Annotated in this window: 18 protein-coding genes; 7 read left to right on the plus strand and 11 right to left on the minus strand. The window is 67.1% G+C overall.

Translation table 11 applies throughout. The features are described from left to right. Positions 1-73 precede the first annotated feature (73 nt). Positions 74-1,801, plus strand: a complete 1,728-nt coding sequence (gene poxB, locus OSH07_RS07575) for a ubiquinone-dependent pyruvate dehydrogenase (RefSeq protein ID WP_266338005.1) — start codon at positions 74-76, stop codon at positions 1,799-1,801. Positions 1,802-1,827: 26 nt separating this feature from the next. Here the strand turns inward: poxB and OSH07_RS07580 are convergent, their stop codons facing one another. From OSH07_RS07580 to OSH07_RS07590, 3 genes are read right to left on the minus strand one after another with little or no spacing between them, the layout of a single operon-like run. Continuing rightward, positions 1,828-2,241 (minus strand): hypothetical protein, encoded by a 414-nt coding sequence (locus OSH07_RS07580; protein WP_266338006.1) that lies wholly within the window; start codon positions 2,239-2,241, stop codon positions 1,828-1,830. A 12-nt stretch (positions 2,242-2,253) separates the two neighbouring features. Then, entirely contained in the window at positions 2,254-2,619 is a 366-nt protein-coding gene (locus OSH07_RS07585; protein WP_266338204.1) for a hypothetical protein, read from the minus strand. Beyond that, entirely contained in the window at positions 2,616-3,092 is a 477-nt protein-coding gene (locus tag OSH07_RS07590; RefSeq protein WP_338149870.1) for a DoxX family protein, read from the minus strand. Before OSH07_RS07590 ends, OSH07_RS07585 begins: the two co-directional genes overlap by 4 nt. A 543-nt stretch (positions 3,093-3,635) precedes the next feature. On the opposite strand from OSH07_RS07590, the gene OSH07_RS07595 reads away from it, so the two are divergent. Next, positions 3,636-4,142 (plus strand): helix-turn-helix domain-containing protein, encoded by a 507-nt coding sequence (locus tag OSH07_RS07595; RefSeq protein WP_266338007.1) that lies wholly within the window; start codon positions 3,636-3,638, stop codon positions 4,140-4,142. A 41-nt stretch (positions 4,143-4,183) separates the two neighbouring features. Here OSH07_RS07595 and OSH07_RS07600 read toward each other — a convergent pair whose 3' ends face one another. Further along, positions 4,184-4,993, minus strand: coding sequence for a bestrophin-like domain (locus OSH07_RS07600; protein WP_266338008.1), 810 nt, complete (start codon positions 4,991-4,993; stop codon positions 4,184-4,186). A 425-nt stretch (positions 4,994-5,418) separates the two neighbouring features. Continuing rightward, positions 5,419-6,228 (minus strand): SphA family protein, encoded by an 810-nt coding sequence (locus tag OSH07_RS07605; protein ID WP_266338009.1) that lies wholly within the window; start codon positions 6,226-6,228, stop codon positions 5,419-5,421. A 345-nt stretch (positions 6,229-6,573) separates the two neighbouring features. Here OSH07_RS07605 and OSH07_RS07610 point away from each other — a divergent pair, with 345 nt between their 5' ends. Further along, positions 6,574-7,656 (plus strand): hypothetical protein, encoded by a 1,083-nt coding sequence (locus OSH07_RS07610; RefSeq protein ID WP_266338010.1) that lies wholly within the window; start codon positions 6,574-6,576, stop codon positions 7,654-7,656. 106 nt (positions 7,657-7,762) lie between these two features. Here OSH07_RS07610 and OSH07_RS07615 read toward each other — a convergent pair whose 3' ends face one another. From OSH07_RS07615 to guaB, 6 genes are all read right to left on the minus strand, one after another. Continuing rightward, on the minus strand, positions 7,763-8,218 hold the full coding sequence (locus OSH07_RS07615) for a hypothetical protein (RefSeq protein ID WP_266338011.1): 456 nt from the start codon (positions 8,216-8,218) through the stop codon (positions 7,763-7,765). A 270-nt stretch (positions 8,219-8,488) separates the two neighbouring features. Beyond that, positions 8,489-10,051, minus strand: a complete 1,563-nt coding sequence (guaA, locus tag OSH07_RS07620) for a glutamine-hydrolyzing GMP synthase (RefSeq protein ID WP_266338012.1) — start codon at positions 10,049-10,051, stop codon at positions 8,489-8,491. A 138-nt stretch (positions 10,052-10,189) separates the two neighbouring features. Continuing rightward, entirely contained in the window at positions 10,190-10,648 is a 459-nt protein-coding gene (locus tag OSH07_RS07625; RefSeq protein WP_266338013.1) for a hypothetical protein, read from the minus strand. A 111-nt stretch (positions 10,649-10,759) separates the two neighbouring features. Then, positions 10,760-12,073, minus strand: coding sequence for an RsmB/NOP family class I SAM-dependent RNA methyltransferase (locus OSH07_RS07630; RefSeq protein WP_266338014.1), 1,314 nt, complete (start codon positions 12,071-12,073; stop codon positions 10,760-10,762). A gap of 12 nt (positions 12,074-12,085) precedes the next feature. Then, positions 12,086-12,493, minus strand: coding sequence for an MAPEG family protein (locus tag OSH07_RS07635; RefSeq protein WP_266338015.1), 408 nt, complete (start codon positions 12,491-12,493; stop codon positions 12,086-12,088). Between the two features lie 283 nt (positions 12,494-12,776). Next, on the minus strand, positions 12,777-14,267 hold the full coding sequence (gene guaB, locus OSH07_RS07640; protein ID WP_266338016.1) for an IMP dehydrogenase: 1,491 nt from the start codon (positions 14,265-14,267) through the stop codon (positions 12,777-12,779). Positions 14,268-14,663: 396 nt separating this feature from the next. On the opposite strand from guaB, the gene OSH07_RS07645 reads away from it, so the two are divergent. The 4 genes from OSH07_RS07645 to OSH07_RS07660 all read left to right on the plus strand — a co-directional run bounded on the left by OSH07_RS07645 (position 14,664) and on the right by OSH07_RS07660 (position 19,202). Further along, on the plus strand, positions 14,664-15,491 hold the full coding sequence (locus OSH07_RS07645; RefSeq protein ID WP_266338017.1) for an ATP-grasp fold amidoligase family protein: 828 nt from the start codon (positions 14,664-14,666) through the stop codon (positions 15,489-15,491). A 139-nt stretch (positions 15,492-15,630) separates the two neighbouring features. Then, a complete protein-coding gene (locus OSH07_RS07650; RefSeq protein ID WP_266338018.1) occupies positions 15,631-16,662 on the plus strand; it encodes an ATP-grasp fold amidoligase family protein in 1,032 nt (343 codons plus the stop codon). Next, a complete protein-coding gene (locus tag OSH07_RS07655) occupies positions 16,659-17,672 on the plus strand; it encodes an ATP-grasp fold amidoligase family protein (protein WP_266338019.1) in 1,014 nt (337 codons plus the stop codon). The genes OSH07_RS07650 and OSH07_RS07655 overlap by 4 nt, the downstream gene beginning before the upstream one ends. Positions 17,673-17,750: 78 nt before the next feature. Further along, positions 17,751-19,202, plus strand: a complete 1,452-nt coding sequence (locus OSH07_RS07660; protein ID WP_266338020.1) for an MFS transporter — start codon at positions 17,751-17,753, stop codon at positions 19,200-19,202. Positions 19,203-19,248 lie beyond the last annotated feature (46 nt).

The following is a 19,248-nucleotide window of genomic DNA, read 5'->3' on the forward strand; positions in this document are numbered from 1 at the left end:
CCGTCGGCCGGTTGCTTTCGACGGCGCCACCGTGTTCGCTGCGGGAGGGACGAAGGAAAGAAGGGATAGCGACATGCCGACGAAGACGATCGCAGACTTCCTCGCCGAGACCCTCGCCGAGATCGGCGTCGAGCGCATCTGGGGCGTGACCGGCGACAGCCTGAACGGCCTCAACGACAGCCTCCGCCGTCTCGGCGGCATCCGCTGGATGCATACGCGCCATGAGGAGACCGCCGCCTTCGCCGCCGGCGGCGAGGCCGCCGTCACCGGGAAGCTCGCCGTCTGCGCCGGCAGCTGCGGCCCCGGCAATCTCCATCTCATCAACGGGCTCTACGACTGCCATCGCAACCACGTGCCCGTGCTCGCCATCGCGGCGCACATCCCCTCCTCGGAGATTGGCCTCGGCTATTTCCAGGAGACGCATCCGCAGGAGCTCTTCCGCGAGTGCAGCCACTATGTCGAGCTCGTCTCCAGCGCCGAGCAGTTTCCCCGCGTGCTCGAGACCGCGATCCGCACGGCGATCGGCAAACGCGGCGTCTCCGTCCTCGTGATTCCAGGCGATGTCGCGCTGAAGCCGATGCCGGCCGGCGCGCGGATCGACCTCAGCGCGGTGAAGCCGCCCGTCATCCGCCCGGCCGAGGAGGATATCGACCGGCTGGTCGCGCTGCTCGATTCCTCCGCCGCCGTGACGCTTCTCTGCGGCAGCGGCTGCGCCGGCGCCCATGACGAGGTCGTGGCGCTCGCCGATGCGCTCGGCGCGCCGGTCGTCCATGCGCTGCGCGGCAAGGAACATGTCGAGTGGGACAATCCGTTCGATGTCGGCATGACCGGCCTGATCGGCTTCTCGTCCGGCTACCACGCGATGCTCAACTGCGACACGCTGGTCATGCTCGGCACCGACTTTCCCTACCGCAACTTCTATCCCGACAAGGCGAAGGTCGTGCAGGTCGACACGCGCGCCGAGGCGATCGGCCGCCGCGCGCCGGTCGATCTCGGCCTCATCGGCGATGTCCGCGCCACGATTTCCGCGATCCTGCCGCGCCTTGCAAGGCGCACCGACCGCACCTTCCTCGAACGCGCCAGGGCCCATTATGCCGAGGCCCGCGCCGGGCTCGACGACCTGGCGCGGCCGAAGGCCGGCGACCCGCGCATTCACGCGCAGCATCTGAACCGCCTGCTCAGCGAGTTCGCCGATGACGACGCGATCTTCACGGCCGATGTCGGCACGCCGACGGTATGGGCAGCGCGCTATCTGGCGATGAACGGCAAACGCCGCCTCGTCGGCTCGTTCAACCACGGCTCGATGGCCAACGCGATGCCGCAGGCGCTCGGCGCGCAGGCCGCGTTCCCGGGCCGGCAGGTGATCTCGCTTTCCGGGGATGGCGGCTTCTCGATGCTGATGGGAGACGTGCTGTCGCTGAAGCAGCTCAAGCTGCCGGTGAAGCTGGTCGTGCTCAACAATGGGTCGCTCGGCTTCGTCGCCATGGAGATGAAGGCGGCGGGCTATCTCGACACCGGCACCGATCTCGACAATCCGAACTTCGCCGCCATGGCCGAGGCGATCGGCATTCGCGGCATCCGCGTCGAGGATCCGGCGGCGCTCGAAGACAGCGTCAAGGCGGCGCTCGCCCATGACGGGCCGGTGCTGCTCGACGTCGTCGCCGCCAAGCAGGAACTGGCGATGCCGCCCAAGATCCAGCTCGAACAGGCCAAGGGCTTCAGCCTGTTCCTGCTGAAGGCGATCATCAACGGCAGGGGCGACGAGGTGATCGAGCTGGCCCGGACCAATCTGCGCCGCTAGCCGGCCAGACTTCCGCGAGGCCCCCCCTAGTCGGCGGGCTTCTTGCCGGACGGCGTGCCGTCCGGCTTCATGCCGTAGCGGCGATAGAGTTCCTGCTCGTCGCGCGCCAGCTGGGCATCCATGCGCGCGTCGGCGCTGCGCGCCATGGCGTTTCGCGCCGCGAGCGCCACCGGCGCCTTGACGAAGCTGGAAATGCCGGTCGGGTCGGCGGACGCCGCGAGGCTGGTCGCGCCCTGGGCGGCGCCGAACGCCGTGGCCTCGGCGTTCAACTGCTTCTCCAGGGCTCTCGTTTCGTTCGAGAAGTTCGGGCCCTGGAAATTGGACGGCGCGCTCTGGCATGCGGCCGTCGCGAGACAGGCCAGCAACGCCAGCGCGACACCGGGCGACTGGCCGTTTCGATATGGGTTCATCGATGCCTCGACGGGGGAGGATGCGGTCATGTCGAGCCTCGACTAGTAGCAGGCGACGCTGAACGGCTGGTCCCGCGTCGCCGCGGCGGCCACCGGCGCCATCGTGCGGGCCGCCATCGCGCCGCCCGGCCCGGCAAAGCTGACCGCGGCCATCGCGCCCGTCGCCGCCATGTGCTTCGCCTGCGCCGCCTTGCCATGCGCCTGGATCTGATCGATGCAGGATTGGGCGGAGGCGTAGCCGCGAGCGCGTTCCTTGTCCTCGGCCGTAGCGCCGGGACGACTGGCCGCGACCTCGGCGGCCGCCTGCCGGCTGGCCAGGTCGGCCCGCACCGCCCCCATCCGCGCATCGCTGGTGCAGCCGGCCGTAAACAGGCACAGGCCGGCGATCAGAAGCTCTTTCATGTTCATGACTGGGCGCCCTTCTTCCGGATCGCGGAGGCATAGATCGCGACCAGCAGGCCTCCCACCACGGTGACGTGCTCCATCGCCACGTGGAACTCGATGGTCCGGAAAGACTCCTCCATGGACCAGAAGCCGTGGGCGATCGGGATGGTCAGCAGGGTGAAGACGGCGAGCGCCCCGGCGCCGAGCCAGGTCCAGCGGTCGAGGATGACCAGCAGCGAGCTGCCGAGCACGACGACGACCGTCGCCCAGTAGAACAGGATGGCCGGCTCCAGCCCGAAATGCCGCATTTCGGCGACGCCCGCATCCATGTCGAGCAGCTTTGCCACGCCGCTCGACCAGAACATGAAGGTCAGCAGGACCCGGGCGACATAGCCGACCCAGCTCATGCGAAGGATCTGGTCCAGCTTCGTCCAAAAGCGCGGCGGCGCCGCGGCGAGGCTCTCGGAGCCGGAACGGCTCGATAGATCGATGCTCATGGTCATTCCATTTCATTGGCTGATAGGGCGGACGATGCCGGCGCGAGGCCGACATCGTTCCGGCGTCCTGGTCGACGGGCCCGGAGGCCGGCGCGCAGGACGGACACGGGTCGCGGCCGCCGGGAGGGCGGGATCAAGGGTTCCAAACGGCAATTCCATGCTCCGCGTTGTCCGGCGCAGACAAAGCTCCGCCGGCGACGGGAGCCGGGGCTCCCGAAGGATGAAGAGATCCATGCTTGTGTTTGCTGCCCGCTCCCGCCGTCAGGCCGGGCGCGCAGGCTATAGGGACCGGTGCCCCTGCCCGACGCGAGATCGCGAAGCAGGAAGAGCCGGCCTCATCGAGCGTTAGCGAAGGTCTGCGCGGAACCAAAGACCCAATTAGCTACAATTCTTCGCCTATTCTTTCCGGGCCGCCCCGTCGGCCTCCGCCGCGCCATTCCGTCGGCAACAGGTGTGACGACGCTCACAGCCAGCCGCCGCAAGACGTGCGAAACGGCATCCCCCCGATCGCAACCGCCGTTCCCAGAGCCGGAAATCCAACGCATGACCAAGCTCGCCACCGGGATCACGCCTAGCGGGATCCCCAATGACGTCCTGCGGATCGAAGAGCATGCGGAAGTGGCGCTCGACTTCGAGCAACGCGCCCTGCTGGCGTTGGACGTATCCTGGCTCGAATACCGGGCCGAATTCCGCCGGCAGATGATCAAGCAGGGCTTCCTGAAGCATCCCTGGCGCAGCATCTTCGAGGCCGACATGATCTTCACCCTGATCGGCCACAAATGGCTGCAGGGCGAGATCCTGACCGTGAAGCAGGTCGCGACCTATTTCGAGGCCTTCACCAGCGACGTGACCATCACCCGTCACATCGACGACATGGTGGTCTCCGGCACGCTGGTGCGCACGCCCGACCCGAAGGATCGCCGGCGCCTCCTCCTGATGCCGACGCAGCGCCTGTTCGAGATCGGCCGCATCTTCCTCGAGGCGCGCAAGGCAATCGCCCGCCGACACGGCTATGTCTATGACCCGGCGCGCGCCGCCTCCGGACAATAGGCGTCAGGCCGTCACGCTCTCCGGACGGCCCGCTCCAGCCTTTATGGCGCCGGCAGCGGCGGCACCGTGACACCGCCCTTGAAGCCGGTTTCCGTCCAGTCATAGACGATCGAACCCGTGCGGAACGTCCCGAGCCGGGCCGCCGACAGGTCGAGGATCTCGACGATCACGATGGTCCACATGAGCGAAAGCAGCGCGATCAGCAGGCGCGACGGTCGCTCCTTGAGCCCGAGCTGATAGCCGAGGCACCCCATGCTGAGCATGGTCATGGCCATCAGCAGCCAGAAAATCTGCGGCGGCAGGCGCGTCTCGAAAGCAAAGCGCGAGCTGGTCGCGGCGTCGAACGCCTCGTTGAGCGACGCCATCAGCGACGCGCTGATCGGGTTCGGCTGCTCGCGAACAAGACCGGCGAGCTGGCCCCAGATCTGCGATTGCAGCGCATTGGTGCGGGTGTTGAGCGCCTCGACGCTGCCGCCGCGACCGCCCTCGGCGAGCACGAACTCCTTGCGCAGCGCGGTATAGTCTTCGAGCAGCCTGGCGATCTCCTCGCCGCGCGGCGCGCCGATCGCCTTGGCGCGCAGCCAGGCGGTGCCGATCGCGTTCGCCTCGACGATCGTCCCCTGCCGGCGCTCGCTGAAGCGGGTCGTCGAAAAGGAAAGCGTCAGCGCCAGCACGAAGGCGAGCAGGCCCAGCATGCTGCCGACGACGACGCCCACCGTCTCGCCGGGCGCCGACTGTCGCCGCCGCAGGCCGATGCGATAGCCGACCTCATGCACCAGCAATTGCAAGAAGAGCAGAACGAGGCCGAACAGGACGATGCTGAACTCGGCAATCTCAATGAGAAGCGCCATGACGGCGGAGCTCCTGAAAGCTGCAACGGTGTAATCGGGGGAACAGGCAGATCGCCGCGGAGCAGGCGCCCGAGCCTCGGCCGCTCTCCGGGTTCTCCGCCCGATGGCGAGACATATCCGGAGGTTGACCGTCCGGGTGGCGATCGTCAATCGCCGGATCAGACGGTTCAGCGACAAAATCCCCGAATTATGCAGGAGACCTCGCAGCCAGGGATCAGCTCGCAGAGCAGAGACAGATCCCCTGAAATCAACGCCGGAATCATGCGTTGCCAAAAGGCTCGCCAGCATGGCGGGCGGTCCGACAAGCAGGCTCGCAGTGGCGACCGGATTATTTCAGCGTTTCGCGGAAACGCCGAAACGATCCAGCTCCTTGTTCTATCGCGCTTTATTCACTCGAACTGGCATCCACTTCGCTCGAAAGCGCTCTAGTGGGACGACACGCCGAGCGGGAAAGACAGGGTCACGAACCCGGACGTGCCCTCGAGACGGTTCTCGACGGCAAACTCGCGGTAGACCTTGGCGCGCAGCGTGACGGGCGTGTTGCCTGCCTTGAAGTTCCAGGCGACCGTGCCGCCAAGCGCCGCGACCTGGCCCTCGAAATCCCCGAGGCTGGCGCCGGGGCCGCTGTCGCCGGTGATCTGCTTGTAATAGTAGCCGACGAGGCCGGCAGAGAACGCCGGCGAGAAGTTCTTCACCGCGGCCCACTCGGCATGGAATTCCGTGCCCGTCGTGTAGTCGGTGTCCGGGTTCTCGCCATTGAAGGTCACGCCCACCACGCCCGAGAGATCGATACCGATCGTCGGATCGAGCCAGGTCAGCGCGCCGGAGAGGTCCGTTCCCCAGCGATGGAACGCGATATTGGCGATCTGGCCTTCCTGGTAGTCGCCGATGGGAACATTGACCAGGGTCGTGAAGTTCCAATGGAAATTGTCGTGGTTCCAGCCGATCTGCGCGCCGAGAACCGGATCGCCGACGGTGAAGACGCTGTCGCTCACGGAACGGCTCGGTCCGCCGACGAGCGAGGCAGAGGCGCTGACGTCCTGCCCGCCGATCGGCAGCGTGCCCTGGAACGCCAGCGTGCCGCCCAGCACCGACAGGTCGGTTGACCAGAGGACGGTGGCCAGATTGATGTAGGCGTCGGCATCGATATTGGCGACGACCTTGCCGCCGATCGGAATCTCGCGGCTGGCGCCGGCGGAGCCGGAATAGAAATAGAAATCGTCCTGGATATACACGCCCTCGGGCGGCGTGATGCCGGCGAGCGGTCCCTTCGAACCCAGCAGGTAGAAGCCGACGCCCCCTCGGCAGCGAAAGCCGCAGGCGCGGCCGCCACGCCCACGAAAATGGCCGTCAGGAGTGCCGAAAAGCGCCGCAGCTTCTGATCCATGGAGGTGCCTCTCGCAAATCAGGTCTGATTGTCGATGGGTTTGCGATCGCCGAAGATCGCCGGCAGGGAGTGCTGCGTTCTTCACCCGGCGCGGGCCGCCGCTGCAAATAGGCGTCAAATTGCAGTCGATCCCGTTTGCTCCGACCCGCCGCCGCCCCTAGGCGTGACCTTCTACAGCCACAGGGAAGAGACCATGCCGAAACGCCCGATCATCCTTTCCGCCATCTTCGCCATGCTCGTCCCGGCATCTCCAACGCTCGCCGACGACGCGACCTGCTCCTGCCGCCATCTCGAAAGCATCCAGCAGGAGCTGAAGAATGCCGAGGCGCTGCTGGAGCTGCAGAAGAAGATCGCCCGGGAGCTCGAGGCGATCGAAGCGCCGCTGATCGAAGCGAAGAAGGACCCGACCCACCCCGATTCGGACGTCAACATCTACGATCGCTCGCTCCGCGAGCGGACACGGATCGTCAGCCGGTTCCAGTTTCCCTATCCGAAGGTCAAGGGCTACACCGGTCCGGAGGAAATCAAGATGCGCTACGGAACCTGCGAGCAGCCGACGCAGGATCTGGACGCCCTGCGGTCAGGCTCGCAGTGCCGGGAACTCGCCGACATCAACCTCGCGCATGAGGCGGCGCACCGGGCCGAATGCACTGCGATGGGCGCAGCCGAATACTGGAAGCGGCTGCCGAGCAAGATGGCGGCGGAGGAAGTCGCCCGCTACCAGGAGCAGGCCGCCGCCCTGCGGCGCCTCCTGAAAAAGGTGCTCGACGACGGCGAGATGACCGTCGAGGCGCGCATGGAGCCGCGACTCCAGGGCCCGCAGTTCGATGTGACCTATTCCTACGTCACCGGCCCGATCCAGCTTAAGGGCAAGAGCAGCGGCGCCGACGAATGGTCGCTGGAGGGCAAGGGCGTCCAGGTCGGCCGGATCGCCCGGATGCGCCTCGCGGGGATGACATGCAGCTCGACCGGCCAGCTCAACACCGGCGTCGACCTGACGATGCGGACCGACGGCCTCACCATGGCGCTGACCGGCAAGTCGACGAGCGCGCCGGGCGACGTGAAGGTGCAGTGCCGGGGCGGCCACGGCATGTCGATGCGCCCGCAAAACGAGGTCGGCAACGGCGCCTATTTCTCCGGCCTGGAGGTGCGGACGGAAACCAATTTTTCCCGCGAGGTCAAAGACATGGAGTTCGCCAAGCGGCTCGCTGGCGGCGGCCTCTCGGCCTCTGGCAAGGAGACGATCCGGGTAAAGCTGATCTGCCCGGGCGACTAGCGACAGCCCAGCCCGGACATCCGGTTCCGGACAGGACCTGAGCTTGAAGACGAAGCTGACCCTGCGCTCCCAAAGGAGCGCAGCGTCACCACCATGGAGAAAGCGGTCAGCGCTTCGTCACGTCGAGGCAGGTCACGACGGCCGGCTTGTCCGCAGCCTGCTTGGCGCCGGCCTGGACATAGCAATAGGAGAGCGTATTGCCCTCGACGTCCCCGAAGAAATAGCCATCCGTATCGGCCATCATCACGCTGTCGCCCCCCTTGGAGACGGTTCCGATGAATGGTTCGGTGGTGACCGCGCCGCCCGACGCGGCGTCGCCGGCGATGATGCTCTGGCCCCAGAAGCGGCGATCGCTCTGGCCGACGATGCGGAGCGTGATGTCGCGTTCCGCTAGCAGCGGTTTTTCCCAGGTGCCCTTGCTGTCGGGCCAGTGCGGTCCGCCCATGCCGGCAATGATCGTATTGGTCTTTCCAACCCAATCCCCCTTCATGTCTGGGGTCTCAGCGATCGCCGCAGAAATCGTCATCACATTGCAAAGAAAAAACCAGCCCAGGGACTTCATGGTTCCTCGCGCATTGTTCGGTTTTCGAGTCGAATTGCGCCGTATCCTGCCATTACGTCCGGGGAAATGACAACGGCATGTTGTATTGCCGCAAACGTCGCGACCCGCCATTGCCGGCCCGCGCCGCATCCTGACCTTCGCGGCAGGACTATTCTGCGAGGATTGCGCCGAGCTGGCAGGTTAGGACAAGAAACCGGCGGCCCGGGCGGATCCCGAACGACACGCGCTCGATAGCAAAACGGCGGCAAACTTGCCGCCGCCCGTATCTCCTCACTCCCACTCGATCGTGCCGGGCGGCTTGCTCGTCACGTCGTAGACGACGCGATTGATGCCCTTGACCTCGTTGATGATGCGGGTCGCGGCGCGGCCGAGGAAGTTCATGTCGTAGGGGTAGAAATCCGCCGTCATGCCGTCGACCGAGGTGACGGCGCGCAGCGCCAGTACCGAGTCATAGGTGCGGCCGTCGCCCATCACGCCGACCGTCTGCACCGGCAGCAGCACGGCGAAGGCCTGCCAGATCGTGTCGTAGAGGCCGGCCTTGCGGATCTCGTCGAGATAGATCGCGTCGGCCTTGCGCAGAATGTCGAGCTTTTCGCGGGAGACGCCGCCCGGAAGGCGGATCGCCAGGCCCGGGCCCGGGAACGGATGGCGGCCGACGAAACTGTCCGGCAGGCCGAGCTCGCGGCCGAGCGCCCGCACCTCGTCCTTGAACAGCTCGCGCAGCGGCTCGACCAGCTTCATGTTCATGCGGGCCGGCAGGCCGCCGACATTGTGGTGCGACTTGATCGTCACCGACGGGCCGCCCGAGAACGAGACGCTCTCGATCACGTCGGGATAGAGCGTGCCCTGGGCCAGGAATTCCGGCGCCCCCTTGCCGTCGGCGGCGATCTTCTTCGCCTCGGCCTCGAACACGTCGATGAACAGGCCGCCGATGATCTTGCGCTTGGTCTCGGGATCCGAGACGCCCTCGAGCTTGCCGATGAAGAGATCGGAAGCATCGACGCTGACCAGCGGAATATTGAAATGCTCGCGGAACAGCGAGACGACCTGGTCGCCCTCGTTCAGGCGCATCAGGCCGTGGTCGACGAAGACGCAGGTCAACTGGTCGCCGATCGCCTCATGGATCAGCACGGCCGCGACGGCGGAATCGACGCCGCCCGACAGCGCGCAGAGCACCCTGCCCTTGCCGACCTGTTTGCGGATCTTCTCGATCATCTGCTCGCGATAGGCCGACATCGTCCAGTCGGACTTCAGGCCGACGATCTTGTGCACGAAGTTCGAAAGCAGCTTGGCGCCGTCCGGCGTGTGAACGACTTCCGGATGGAACTGCACGCCATAGAAGCGGCGTGCTTCGTCGGCGATCGCCGCGAAGGGCGCGCCCTCGGAGACAGCGATGACCTCGAAGCCCTCCGGAATCGCCATCACCTTGTCGCCATGGCTCATCCAGACCTGGTGACGGCTACCCTTGTCCCAGACGCCTTCAAAGAGCGGCGACGCCGTTTTCACCTCGACGAAGGCGCGACCGAATTCACGGTGGTCGCTGGTCTCGACGCGGCCGCCGAGTTGCGCCGTCATGGTCTGCTCGCCATAGCAGATGCCGAGGACCGGGATGCCGGCGGCGAACACCGCCTCGGGCGCGCGCGGCGAGCCGATGTCGCCGGTGCTGGCCGGGCTGCCGGAAAGGATCACGCCCTTCGGCTGCATCCTGGTGAAGGCGGCCTCCGCATTCTGGAACGGATGGATCTCGCAATAGACGCCCGCTTCGCGAAGACGGCGCGCGATCAGCTGCGTTACCTGCGACCCGAAATCGATAATGAGAATGCTGTCGGTCATGGAAGCGGCCCGGCGTCTGAGGGGAATGGCCCCTCGGTTAAGCGATCGGGCCGAAAACTGCAATCGCGGAGCTGCCATCCGCCGATGCATAGGTAAAGAAAACGGCCCGCTCCGGGTGGAGCGGGCCGAAAATCGCTATCAGGGCGCGGCGGTATCGGGCGTGTCGGTCGCCGGAGCCGGCGTTGCCGGAGCGGCGGGCGCCGGGGTTTCGGCTGCGGGTGAGGGCGTAGCCGGTGCCGGCGTTGCTGCCGGGGCGGTTTCGGCCGGAGCCGCGGGAGCGGGCGTCTCGGCGGCCGGTGCAGGGGTTGCCTCGGGTGCTGCCGGAGCCGGCGTTGCAGCCGGAGCGGGTGCCGGAGTCTCGACGACGGGCTCGGGAGCCGGGGCCCAGAAGGCAAACTCGGCGCAGCCTTCCGGCGCCTTGGCGTCGGCGAAGCGTTCCTTCAGCTTCTTGCAGGCGAATTCGCGCGCGGCGGTCGGCAGCACCTTGTTGATCTGCACGCCGAACTGGTCGTTCGGGTTCGCCGCGGCGAACACGTAATAGGCCCAGTATCCCGCGAGCAGGACAAGGATGATGGCGATAAGCCTGAGCAGGCGCATAAGTCTACCTCCGTAATCGGGGAAACCCCGGGGCCGTCCTTCTATCGGCGCAACCACGCCGTGTCGAGACGAACGCCCGGGAACACCGGGAGGGCTCACAGATGAATGCGGTCAGGTGGTCCGCGTCAGCACGGAAACGAAGAACCCGTCTGTGCCGCTGGCAAGCGGGGTCATCAGAAGACCATTCGAGAGCAGGCGCACGGCCGGGCCGAGAATGTTCATCGATTCCTGCTCATAGGCTTCGACCACCTTCTGCGGCGGCACCATCTGGAAACCGGGATGCGACTTCAGGAAGGCGGCGATCTGGTCGGTGTTCTCTTCCTCCAGCACCGAGCAGGTGATGTAGGCGAGACGACCGCCGGTCTTGACGTAGCGGGCTGCCGTTTCGAGCACCAGCGCCTGGTCCTTGTTGCGCTCGGCGAGGCTGCCGGGGCGAATGCGCCACTTGGCGTCGGGATTGCGGCGCCAGGTTCCGGTCCCCGTGCAGGGCGCATCGACCAGCACCAGATCCATGCGATGCTCGAGATCGTCGAGCACGTCGCTGTTCGGACGCGGCGTGCGGACCTGGACGTTACGCACGCCGGCGCGCGCCAGCCGGTCATGGATCGGCGCCAGACGGCGGCGATCGCTGTCATGCGCGAAGATCTGGCCGTGGTTCTGCATGGCCGCCGCGAGCGCCAGCGTCTTGCCGCCGCCGCCAGCGCAGAGGTCGAGCACCTGCTGGCCCGGACGCGCGCCGGCAAACTCGGCCGCGAGCTGGCTGCCGAGATCCTGGATCTCGATATGGCCCTTCAGGAACGGCTCGGTCGAGGCGATGTGCGGCTCGGCCGAGCCCGGCTCCAGCGGCAGGCGCAGGCAGAGCGTCGAGAGCGCCGGACGTTCGGGGGCACGGCCGATCGCGGCGGTCAGCTCGGAGGCGGCATGGTCCGCCTCGGCCTTCAGCGTGTTGACGCGAAGGTCGAGCGGCGCCGGGGTCGCCAGCGCCTGCATCTCGGCCACGACATTGTCGCCGAACACACGGGCAAAGTTCGGCGCGATCCACTCCGGATAATCACCGCGGACAAAATCCGGCGCGCCCGCGAGCGGGTCGGCGGAAAGCACGGCGCGCTCGTCGTCGGTCAAAGGCGCCGGGGCGAAGCGCTCGCCGGAGAAGAGCTTCTCGATCGCCGCGATGTCGAGACCGCGATGCCGACGGAACAGGCCAAGCAGGATCGAGCGGCCATCGTCGCCGCCGCCGACAGCCGCCGACGAGTTCTTGTGCCGGAGCGCGTCGAAGACGAGGTCGCCGATGGCGCGGCGATCCTTCGAGCCGGCGAAGCGGTGCGCGAGGCCCCAGTCCTTCAGGGCGTCGGGCGCCGGGCGGCGACGGGTTGCGATATCATCGAGGACCTCGATGGCGGCGGAGATGCGTGCGGCTGGGATCATGGTTCCGCGCTTCTAGAGGATACGGACGGCAAGGTCGAGCCAGAGCAGGCAGACCAGGACGAAGCCGATGAAAAAGCTGGCATGACGCAGCGCCAGCAGCCCGCGGAGCGAGGCGATGGTGTGAACGAAGCGGCTCGCGACGAACAGCCAGGCGACGACGAGTTCCAGGATCGAGACGCCGTCGACGCCGAACAGGAAGCCGACCACGACGAAGAAGAGCAGCGGCAGTTCGAACTGGTTGGCCAGGTGGCGGCGGGCCGTGGCCGAGGCATCGGGCTCCGCCACGCCGGGCGGAAAGTCCGTCGACGCGACGGCGCCGCTCGTGACGGCGTTGCGGCGCGTGATGCCGAGCCAGAGATAGCAGAGCGCGATCAGCGCGAACTGCGCGATCGCCGGCCAGAGAATGACGGTCTTCAGCATGGTGCCCCCGATCGATGCGCCGAGGCTCGCCGCATTTCCAGCGCCCGGCAAGGCGCAAACACGAAAAAGGGCGGAAGGTTCCCGCTCCCACCCGGCTCGACGCCGGACCGTCTTGGCTATTGGCGCATCACATCGCCTGCCCCACCCACCGCCGTCATCCCTGCGAAGGCAGGGATCCATGCAGCCGCCGAGCTGGTGGATTCAGGAATCGCCAACCCGGCTGGATGGATCCCGGGCCAAGCCCGGGATGACGGCGAGTGTGGGAAGACGGGAAGCGGACCGATCAGCCCACGCCGGGGTAGTTCGGGCTCTCGCGGGTGATGGTCACGTCATGCGTGTGGCTCTCGCGCAGGCCGGCCGTCGAGATGCGGACGAAGCGCGCCTTGTCGCGGAAGACCTCGAGGTTCTCGGCGCCGACATAGCCCATGGCGGCGCGCAGGCCACCGGCGAGCTGGTGCAGCACGCCGCCGACCGGGCCCTTGTAGGGAACCTGGCCCTCGACGCCTTCCGGAACGAGCTTCAGCGTGTCGCGCACCTCGGCCTGGAAATAGCGGTCGGCCGAGCCGCGCGCCATCGCGCCGACCGAGCCCATGCCGCGATACGACTTGAACGAGCGGCCCTGGTACAGATAGACGTCGCCCGGGCTCTCCTCCGTGCCGGCGAGCAGCGAGCCGATCATCACGCAGCGCGCGCCGGCGGCGAGCGCCTTGGCGACATCGCCCGAATACTTGATGCCGCCATCGGCGATCACCGGCACGTCGGCCTTCTCGGCGATCGCGACGGCTTCCATGATGGCGGTCAGCTGCGGCACGCCGACGCCGGCGACGACGCGGGTGGTGCAGATCGAGCCGGGGCCGATGCCGACCTTGACCGCGTCCGCGCCGGCGTCGATCAGCGCCTGCGCGCCTTCGGCCGTCGCCACGTTGCCGGCCATGACCTGGACCCGGTTGGACAGCTTCTTCACCAGCGTCACCGCGTCGAGAACGCGCTGCGAATGGCCATGCGCGGTGTCGACGACGATCAGGTCGACGCCGGAATCGATCAGCCGCTCGGTGCGCTCGATGCCGTTGTCGCCGACCGTGGTGGCGGCAGCGACGCGGAGCCGGCCCTGCTCGTCCTTAGCGGCGTTCGGGTTGAGCTGGGTCTTCTCCATGTCCTTGACGGTGATCAGGCCGATGCAGCGATAGGCGTCGTCGACGACGAGCAGCTTCTCGATGCGGTGGCGATGCAGCAGCCGGCGCGCCTCGTCCTGGCTGACGCTCTCCTTCACCGTCACGAGACCCTCGCGGGTCATCAGCTCATAGACCTTCTGATTCGGGTTGGAGGCGAAGCGCACGTCGCGGTTGGTCAGGATGCCGACGAGGCGGCCGGGCGTGCTCTCGCCCTCGACCACCGGAATTCCGGAAATGCGGTGCTGCTTCATCAGCGCCAGCGCCTCGGCGAGCGTCGCGTCCGGGCCGATCGTCACCGGGTTCACCACCATGCCCGATTCGAACTTCTTCACCTGGCGGACTTCTTCCGCCTGCTGCTCGGCCGAGAGGTTGCGATGGATGACGCCGAGGCCGCCGGCCTGGGCCATGGCGATGGCGAGGCGCGCCTCGGTGACCGTGTCCATGGCGGAGGAAATGATCGGAATGTTGAGCTCGATCTCGCGCGTCAGCCGCGTCCGGATGTCGACCGCGCCGGGCATGACCAGCGAATGGCCGGGCTGCAGCAGCACGTCGTCGAAGGTGAGGGCTTCGCGTCCGGTCGACAATTCTAGGATCTGGGCCATGGCCAACGCTCCGAATGCAAAAGACCGGCCGAGGGACCATAGGTCACCGGCGGGTCGAGGTTTCATCGAATAGAGTTGGCGGTGGTCTCTATCACGGTTGGGCCGCCCGTGAATAGTCTCGCACTGCACAAATTATCCCATATGTGGTGGCTGCGACGCGGGAAACGGCCCGCCGCGGCTGTGACGTGCGTAACAGACGCCGCAGAAGTTGTGCCGTCCAATGCGGCCCGATATGCAACAACCTCCCCGTCACCGCGAAAGGCAGCCATGGCAGACCGCGCGCCCCCATCCGCGTACAAGCGGCTCCGCCACGCCGCCAGACGCTGGCTTCGACGCTCCCCCGTCATCGGTCCGCATCTCGTCCGTTCCTGGCACAGGCGGCGCTTCGAACAGCGGATGGAGCGCCCGCTTCGCCTCGACCCGCCCGTCGACCTCAACGAACACCTCGTCCATCGCATTCTCTATGACCGCGATCCGCGCCTGAAGATCGTCTGCGACAAGATCGCCGTGCGAGAGCTCATCCGGGAGCGCGTCGGCGAGGCGTTCGTCGTCCCGCTACTCGGCGTCTGGAGCGATCCGCGCGAGATCGAATGGGAGGCGCTGCCGGAACGATTCGTGCTGAAGCCGAACCACGGCTCCGGTTCCGTAGCCCTGGTGCATGGCGAGCCGGACCGCGACCCGGAGGCCCTGGCCCGGCAGGCCGCGGACTGGCTGCGCGACGACTATTTCGACGTCTCGCTCGAGTGGGGTTATCGCGATCTTCCGCGGCGGATCCTCGCCGAGCCGCTGCTGGACGGAGAAGGCGGCGCGGCGGTGACGGAGGCCGTCGCGATGACCTTTGGCGGCAAGGTCGCGGCGATTCGCGTCTTCACCGGCGGCAAGGGCACCCCGGAGCGGAGCGATACCTGGTTCGACAGGAACGGCGCTCGCCTGCCCTTCCATTCGCTGAAATACCAACCCGGCGACTATGCCATCGACCCCGATACGACCGCGCGCATCATCGCCGCCGCGGAAGCGGTTTCCGAGGGCTTCAGCCATCTGCGGGTCGATTTCTACCTGACCCGGGACGGCCTGCGAATCGGCGAGCTTACCCCCTATTGCGGCGCCGGCCTGATCCCCTGGAACCGGCGCGGCTGCGACAACGTCTTCGGGCGCATGTGGGACGACCCCGACTGGATCGACCGGATCGACGATCTCGGCGCCGTCATCGCCGCCTCGGACTGAGGGGGCGCGGGCGGCGGGAACGGGCCGCCCGGCACAGCCTGGCCTTGCGGAAACGCGCAGCCTGATCCAGAGGACAGAAAGAGCCTTCCGAACCGGCGGCAGATTCGCGCCGCCCCACAGCGCAGTCCTGATGTTCCCGATGCATCTCCCCGCCCAGCTCGCAATGTCGGCCCGCAGGATCGAGCGGACCTACAAGCGGCTTCGTTCCGACGCCTGGCGGACGGCGCTCCGATCGGACTGGATCGGCCAGCGCATCAACCGGCCCTGGCTGGCGCGGCGCTATCTGGAGATCATGAAGCAGCCGCTCCGGCTCGCCCCGCCAATCGGCTTCAACGACCGCGTCGTGCACCGGATGCTCTATGACCGGGACCCGATGCTGAAGCGCATCTGCGACAAGGTAGCGGTGCGCGAGGTGATCCGCGAACGCGTCGGCGCCGAATTCATCGTTCCGCTGCTCGGCATCTGGTCCGACGCCGCCGACATCGCCTGGCCGTCGCTGCCGGACGGTTTCGTGCTGAAGCCGAGCCATGGCTCCGGCATCGCGGTGCTCGTCCGGCGGACGGCCGAGCTCGACCGGGATGCGCTGGCGCGGCAGGCGCAGACCTGGCTGCAGAGGGACTATTTCGACCAGAGCTTCGAATGGGGCTATCTGGGCGTTCCGCGCCGGATCCTCGCCGAGCCGTTGCTGCGCGGCCCAGACGGCGAGCTGCCGGCCGAGCCGCAGGTGATGACCTTTGGGGGCAAGGCCGCCATGATCCGCGTCCTCACCGGCCCGAAATCCACCCCGCAGCGTCGCGACAACTGGTTCGACGCCGAGGGCGCGCCCCTCTCCTTCCATTCGCTGAAGATCCCGCGTGGCGACTACCGGCTCGCTCCGTCCGTCGCCCGCCGCCTCGTCGAGGTCGCCGAGCGTGCCGCGAAGGGGTTCCAGCAGCTGCGCGTCGATTTCTATCTCACCGCCGACGGACTGCGGATCGGGGAGCTGACACCCTATCACGGCGCGGGTTTAAACCGGTGGAGCGAACCCGGCTGCGACCGGCTGCTCGGCCGATTGTGGCAGGAGCCGAACGCGATCGGGATGATCCCAGACCTTGGCCAGGCGATCCGGGACGCCGCCCCGCACGACCCCTCTCCCTGGATCGAGCAATATCGGAAGCGCGCCGTCGCATGAGCCGCCCGGCGCTCCTCGCCCGGCATTGGCAAAGCCTCAGGCGCCGCATCCTGCGCAAGCTGCGGCGCCTGCCCGTCCTGGGCAGCCCGTTCCTTCGGCACTGGCATGTCCGGCGCTATGCGGCCGGCATGGGCGAGCTGCCACGGCTCGCGCCGCCGGTCACCTATTCCGAGCACCTGCTGCATCGCATCCTGTTCGATCGCGATCCGCGCCTGAAGATCGTTTCCGACAAACTCGCCGTACGGGAGTTGATCCGCGAGCGGGTCGGCGAGACCTTCCTCGTGCCGCTCATCGGCGCCTGGACGAGACCGGAGGAAATCGCCTGGGACAGCCTGCCCGACCGCTTCGTCCTGAAGCCGAACCACGGCTCCGGCATGGTCGCGCTCGTGCCCGACGCCACCCGGCTGGATCGCGCCGCCCTCGTGACGGAGATGCGGCGCTGGCTGCGCCAGGACTATTTCGATTGTGCCTGTGAATGGGGCTATCGAAACCTGCCGCGGCGGATCATGGCCGAGGCCCTGCTCACCACCGAAACGGGCGAGACGCCGCCGGAGGTCCAGGTGATGACCTTCCACGGCCGGGCCGTGATGATGCGCATCCTCACCGGCCGGAAGGGGCGCGAGACGCGTCACGCGAACTGGTTCGATACCGACGGCGTCGAACTGAGCCTGAAGTCGAAGGACATTCCGGTCGGCGCCTATCGGCTCGCCCCGGAGTTGGCGCGCGCGCTCGCCGATGTCGCCGGGCGCGTCGCAGCCGGCTTCGGCCATCTGCGGGTCGATGTCTACCTGACCGATCACGGGCTGAAGATCGGCGAACTCACGGCCTATCATGCGAGCGCGATCGTCGAATGGAACGACCCGCGCTTCAACGAGTTGCTCGGTCGCTGCTGGCGCGATCCCTCGGAGGCCGAGGCGATGCGCTGCCGTGCAGCGTTGCGCGAGCTTCGCCTCGCTCCCATCCACAAGGACGGCGTGTCCGCGCTGCATCACGCGATGGTGAAAGCCTGACGGTTGATTTCGCGGCTACGAAAGCGACGCGGACCGTCCTAAGGTAGGCTTAGGATAAGCGCCCGCCCAAGAGGCCCCATGGTTCCGCATCGCCCCCCCGCCCGGATCCTGCTCCCGCTGATCGTCGCCTGCGCGCTGTTCATGGAGAATCTCGATTCGACCGTCCTCTCGACATCCCTTCCCGCCATCGCCCGCGATTTCGGCGTCAGCCCGATCGACCTGAAGCTGGCGCTGACCTCCTATCTGCTGACCATCGCCATCTTCATCCCCGCCTCCGGCTGGGTGGCGGACCGGTTCGGCGCCCGCTCGGTATTCCGCCTCGCGATCGTCCTGTTCACCCTCGGATCGATCTGCTGCGGCCTGTCGAGCTCGATCCCGGAAATCGTCGCGTCGCGCGTGCTGCAGGGCATCGGCGGCGCCATGATGGTGCCGGTCGGGCGACTGGTGATCCTGAAATCGGTGTCGAAGTCCGAGCTTGTCGGGGCGCTCGCCTGGCTGACCGTGCCGGCGCTGATCGGACCCGTCGTCGGGCCCGTCGTCGGCGGCTTCATCACCACCTATTTCGAATGGCGCTGGATCTTCTGGATCAACGTGCCGATCGGCGTGCTCGGCGTGGTCCTCGCCACCCTGTTCATCCCCGACATACGCGGCGAGCAGCAGGTACGCTTCGACGTGCCCGGCTTCCTGCTCACGGCCTTCGGCATCGCCGGCTTTATCACCGGCTCGACCTCGCTCGGCCTGAACCTGATGCCCTGGCCCTATGTCGCCACCTGCCTGCTCGGCGGCGCGGCGCTGCTGACGGTCTATTTCTTCTACAGCCGCCGGGTCGCCGACCCGATCCTGGACCTGTCGCTGTTCGCCATACCGAGCTTCGCGGCCAGCGTCATCGGCGGCATGCTGTTCCGCATCGGCATCGGCGCCCTGCCCTTCCTGCTGCCGCTGATGCTGCAGCTCGGCTACGGGCTGACGCCGTTCCAGTCCGGCACCATCACCTTCGTCTCGGCGATCGGCGCCATCGCCATGAAGTTCGTCGCGCCGCCGCTGCTGCGCCGGCTCGGCTTCCGCACGGTGCTGATCGCGAACTCGTTCATTGCCGCGTTCTTCGTCGGCATTCCGGCGGCGTTCTCGATCGGCACGCCAATGCATCTCATCACCGGCCTGCTGTTTGTCGGCGGCTTCTTCCGCTCGCTGCAGTTCACCAGCGCCAACGCGCTGTCGTTCGCCGACGTGCCGCAATCGAAGATGAGCCGGGCGACCAGCATGACCAGCGTGTTCCAGCAATTGTCGCTGTCGCTGGGCATCTCGACCGGCGCCATCTCGCTGCAGTTGACGATGAAGGCGCATGGCGGCACCCATCTCGACCTCGCGGCGTTCCACCCGGCCTTCATCGCCATCGGCCTGATCGCGGCGAGCTCGGTGATCTTCTTCGTCAGGATGCCGAAGGACGCCGGAGAGGAAATGTCCGGCCGCCAGCGCGCCACCAAGGAGCTTGCGCCCGACCCGGTCACCGCGATGCGCGAGCGCGCCTGAGCGTGCCCGCAGCAAGGACGAAAGGCACGGCACCCGCCCGCGCCGT

The organism is Kaistia nematophila, assembly GCF_026343855.1.
Taxonomy (GTDB): Bacteria; Pseudomonadota; Alphaproteobacteria; order Rhizobiales; family Kaistiaceae; genus Kaistia; species Kaistia nematophila.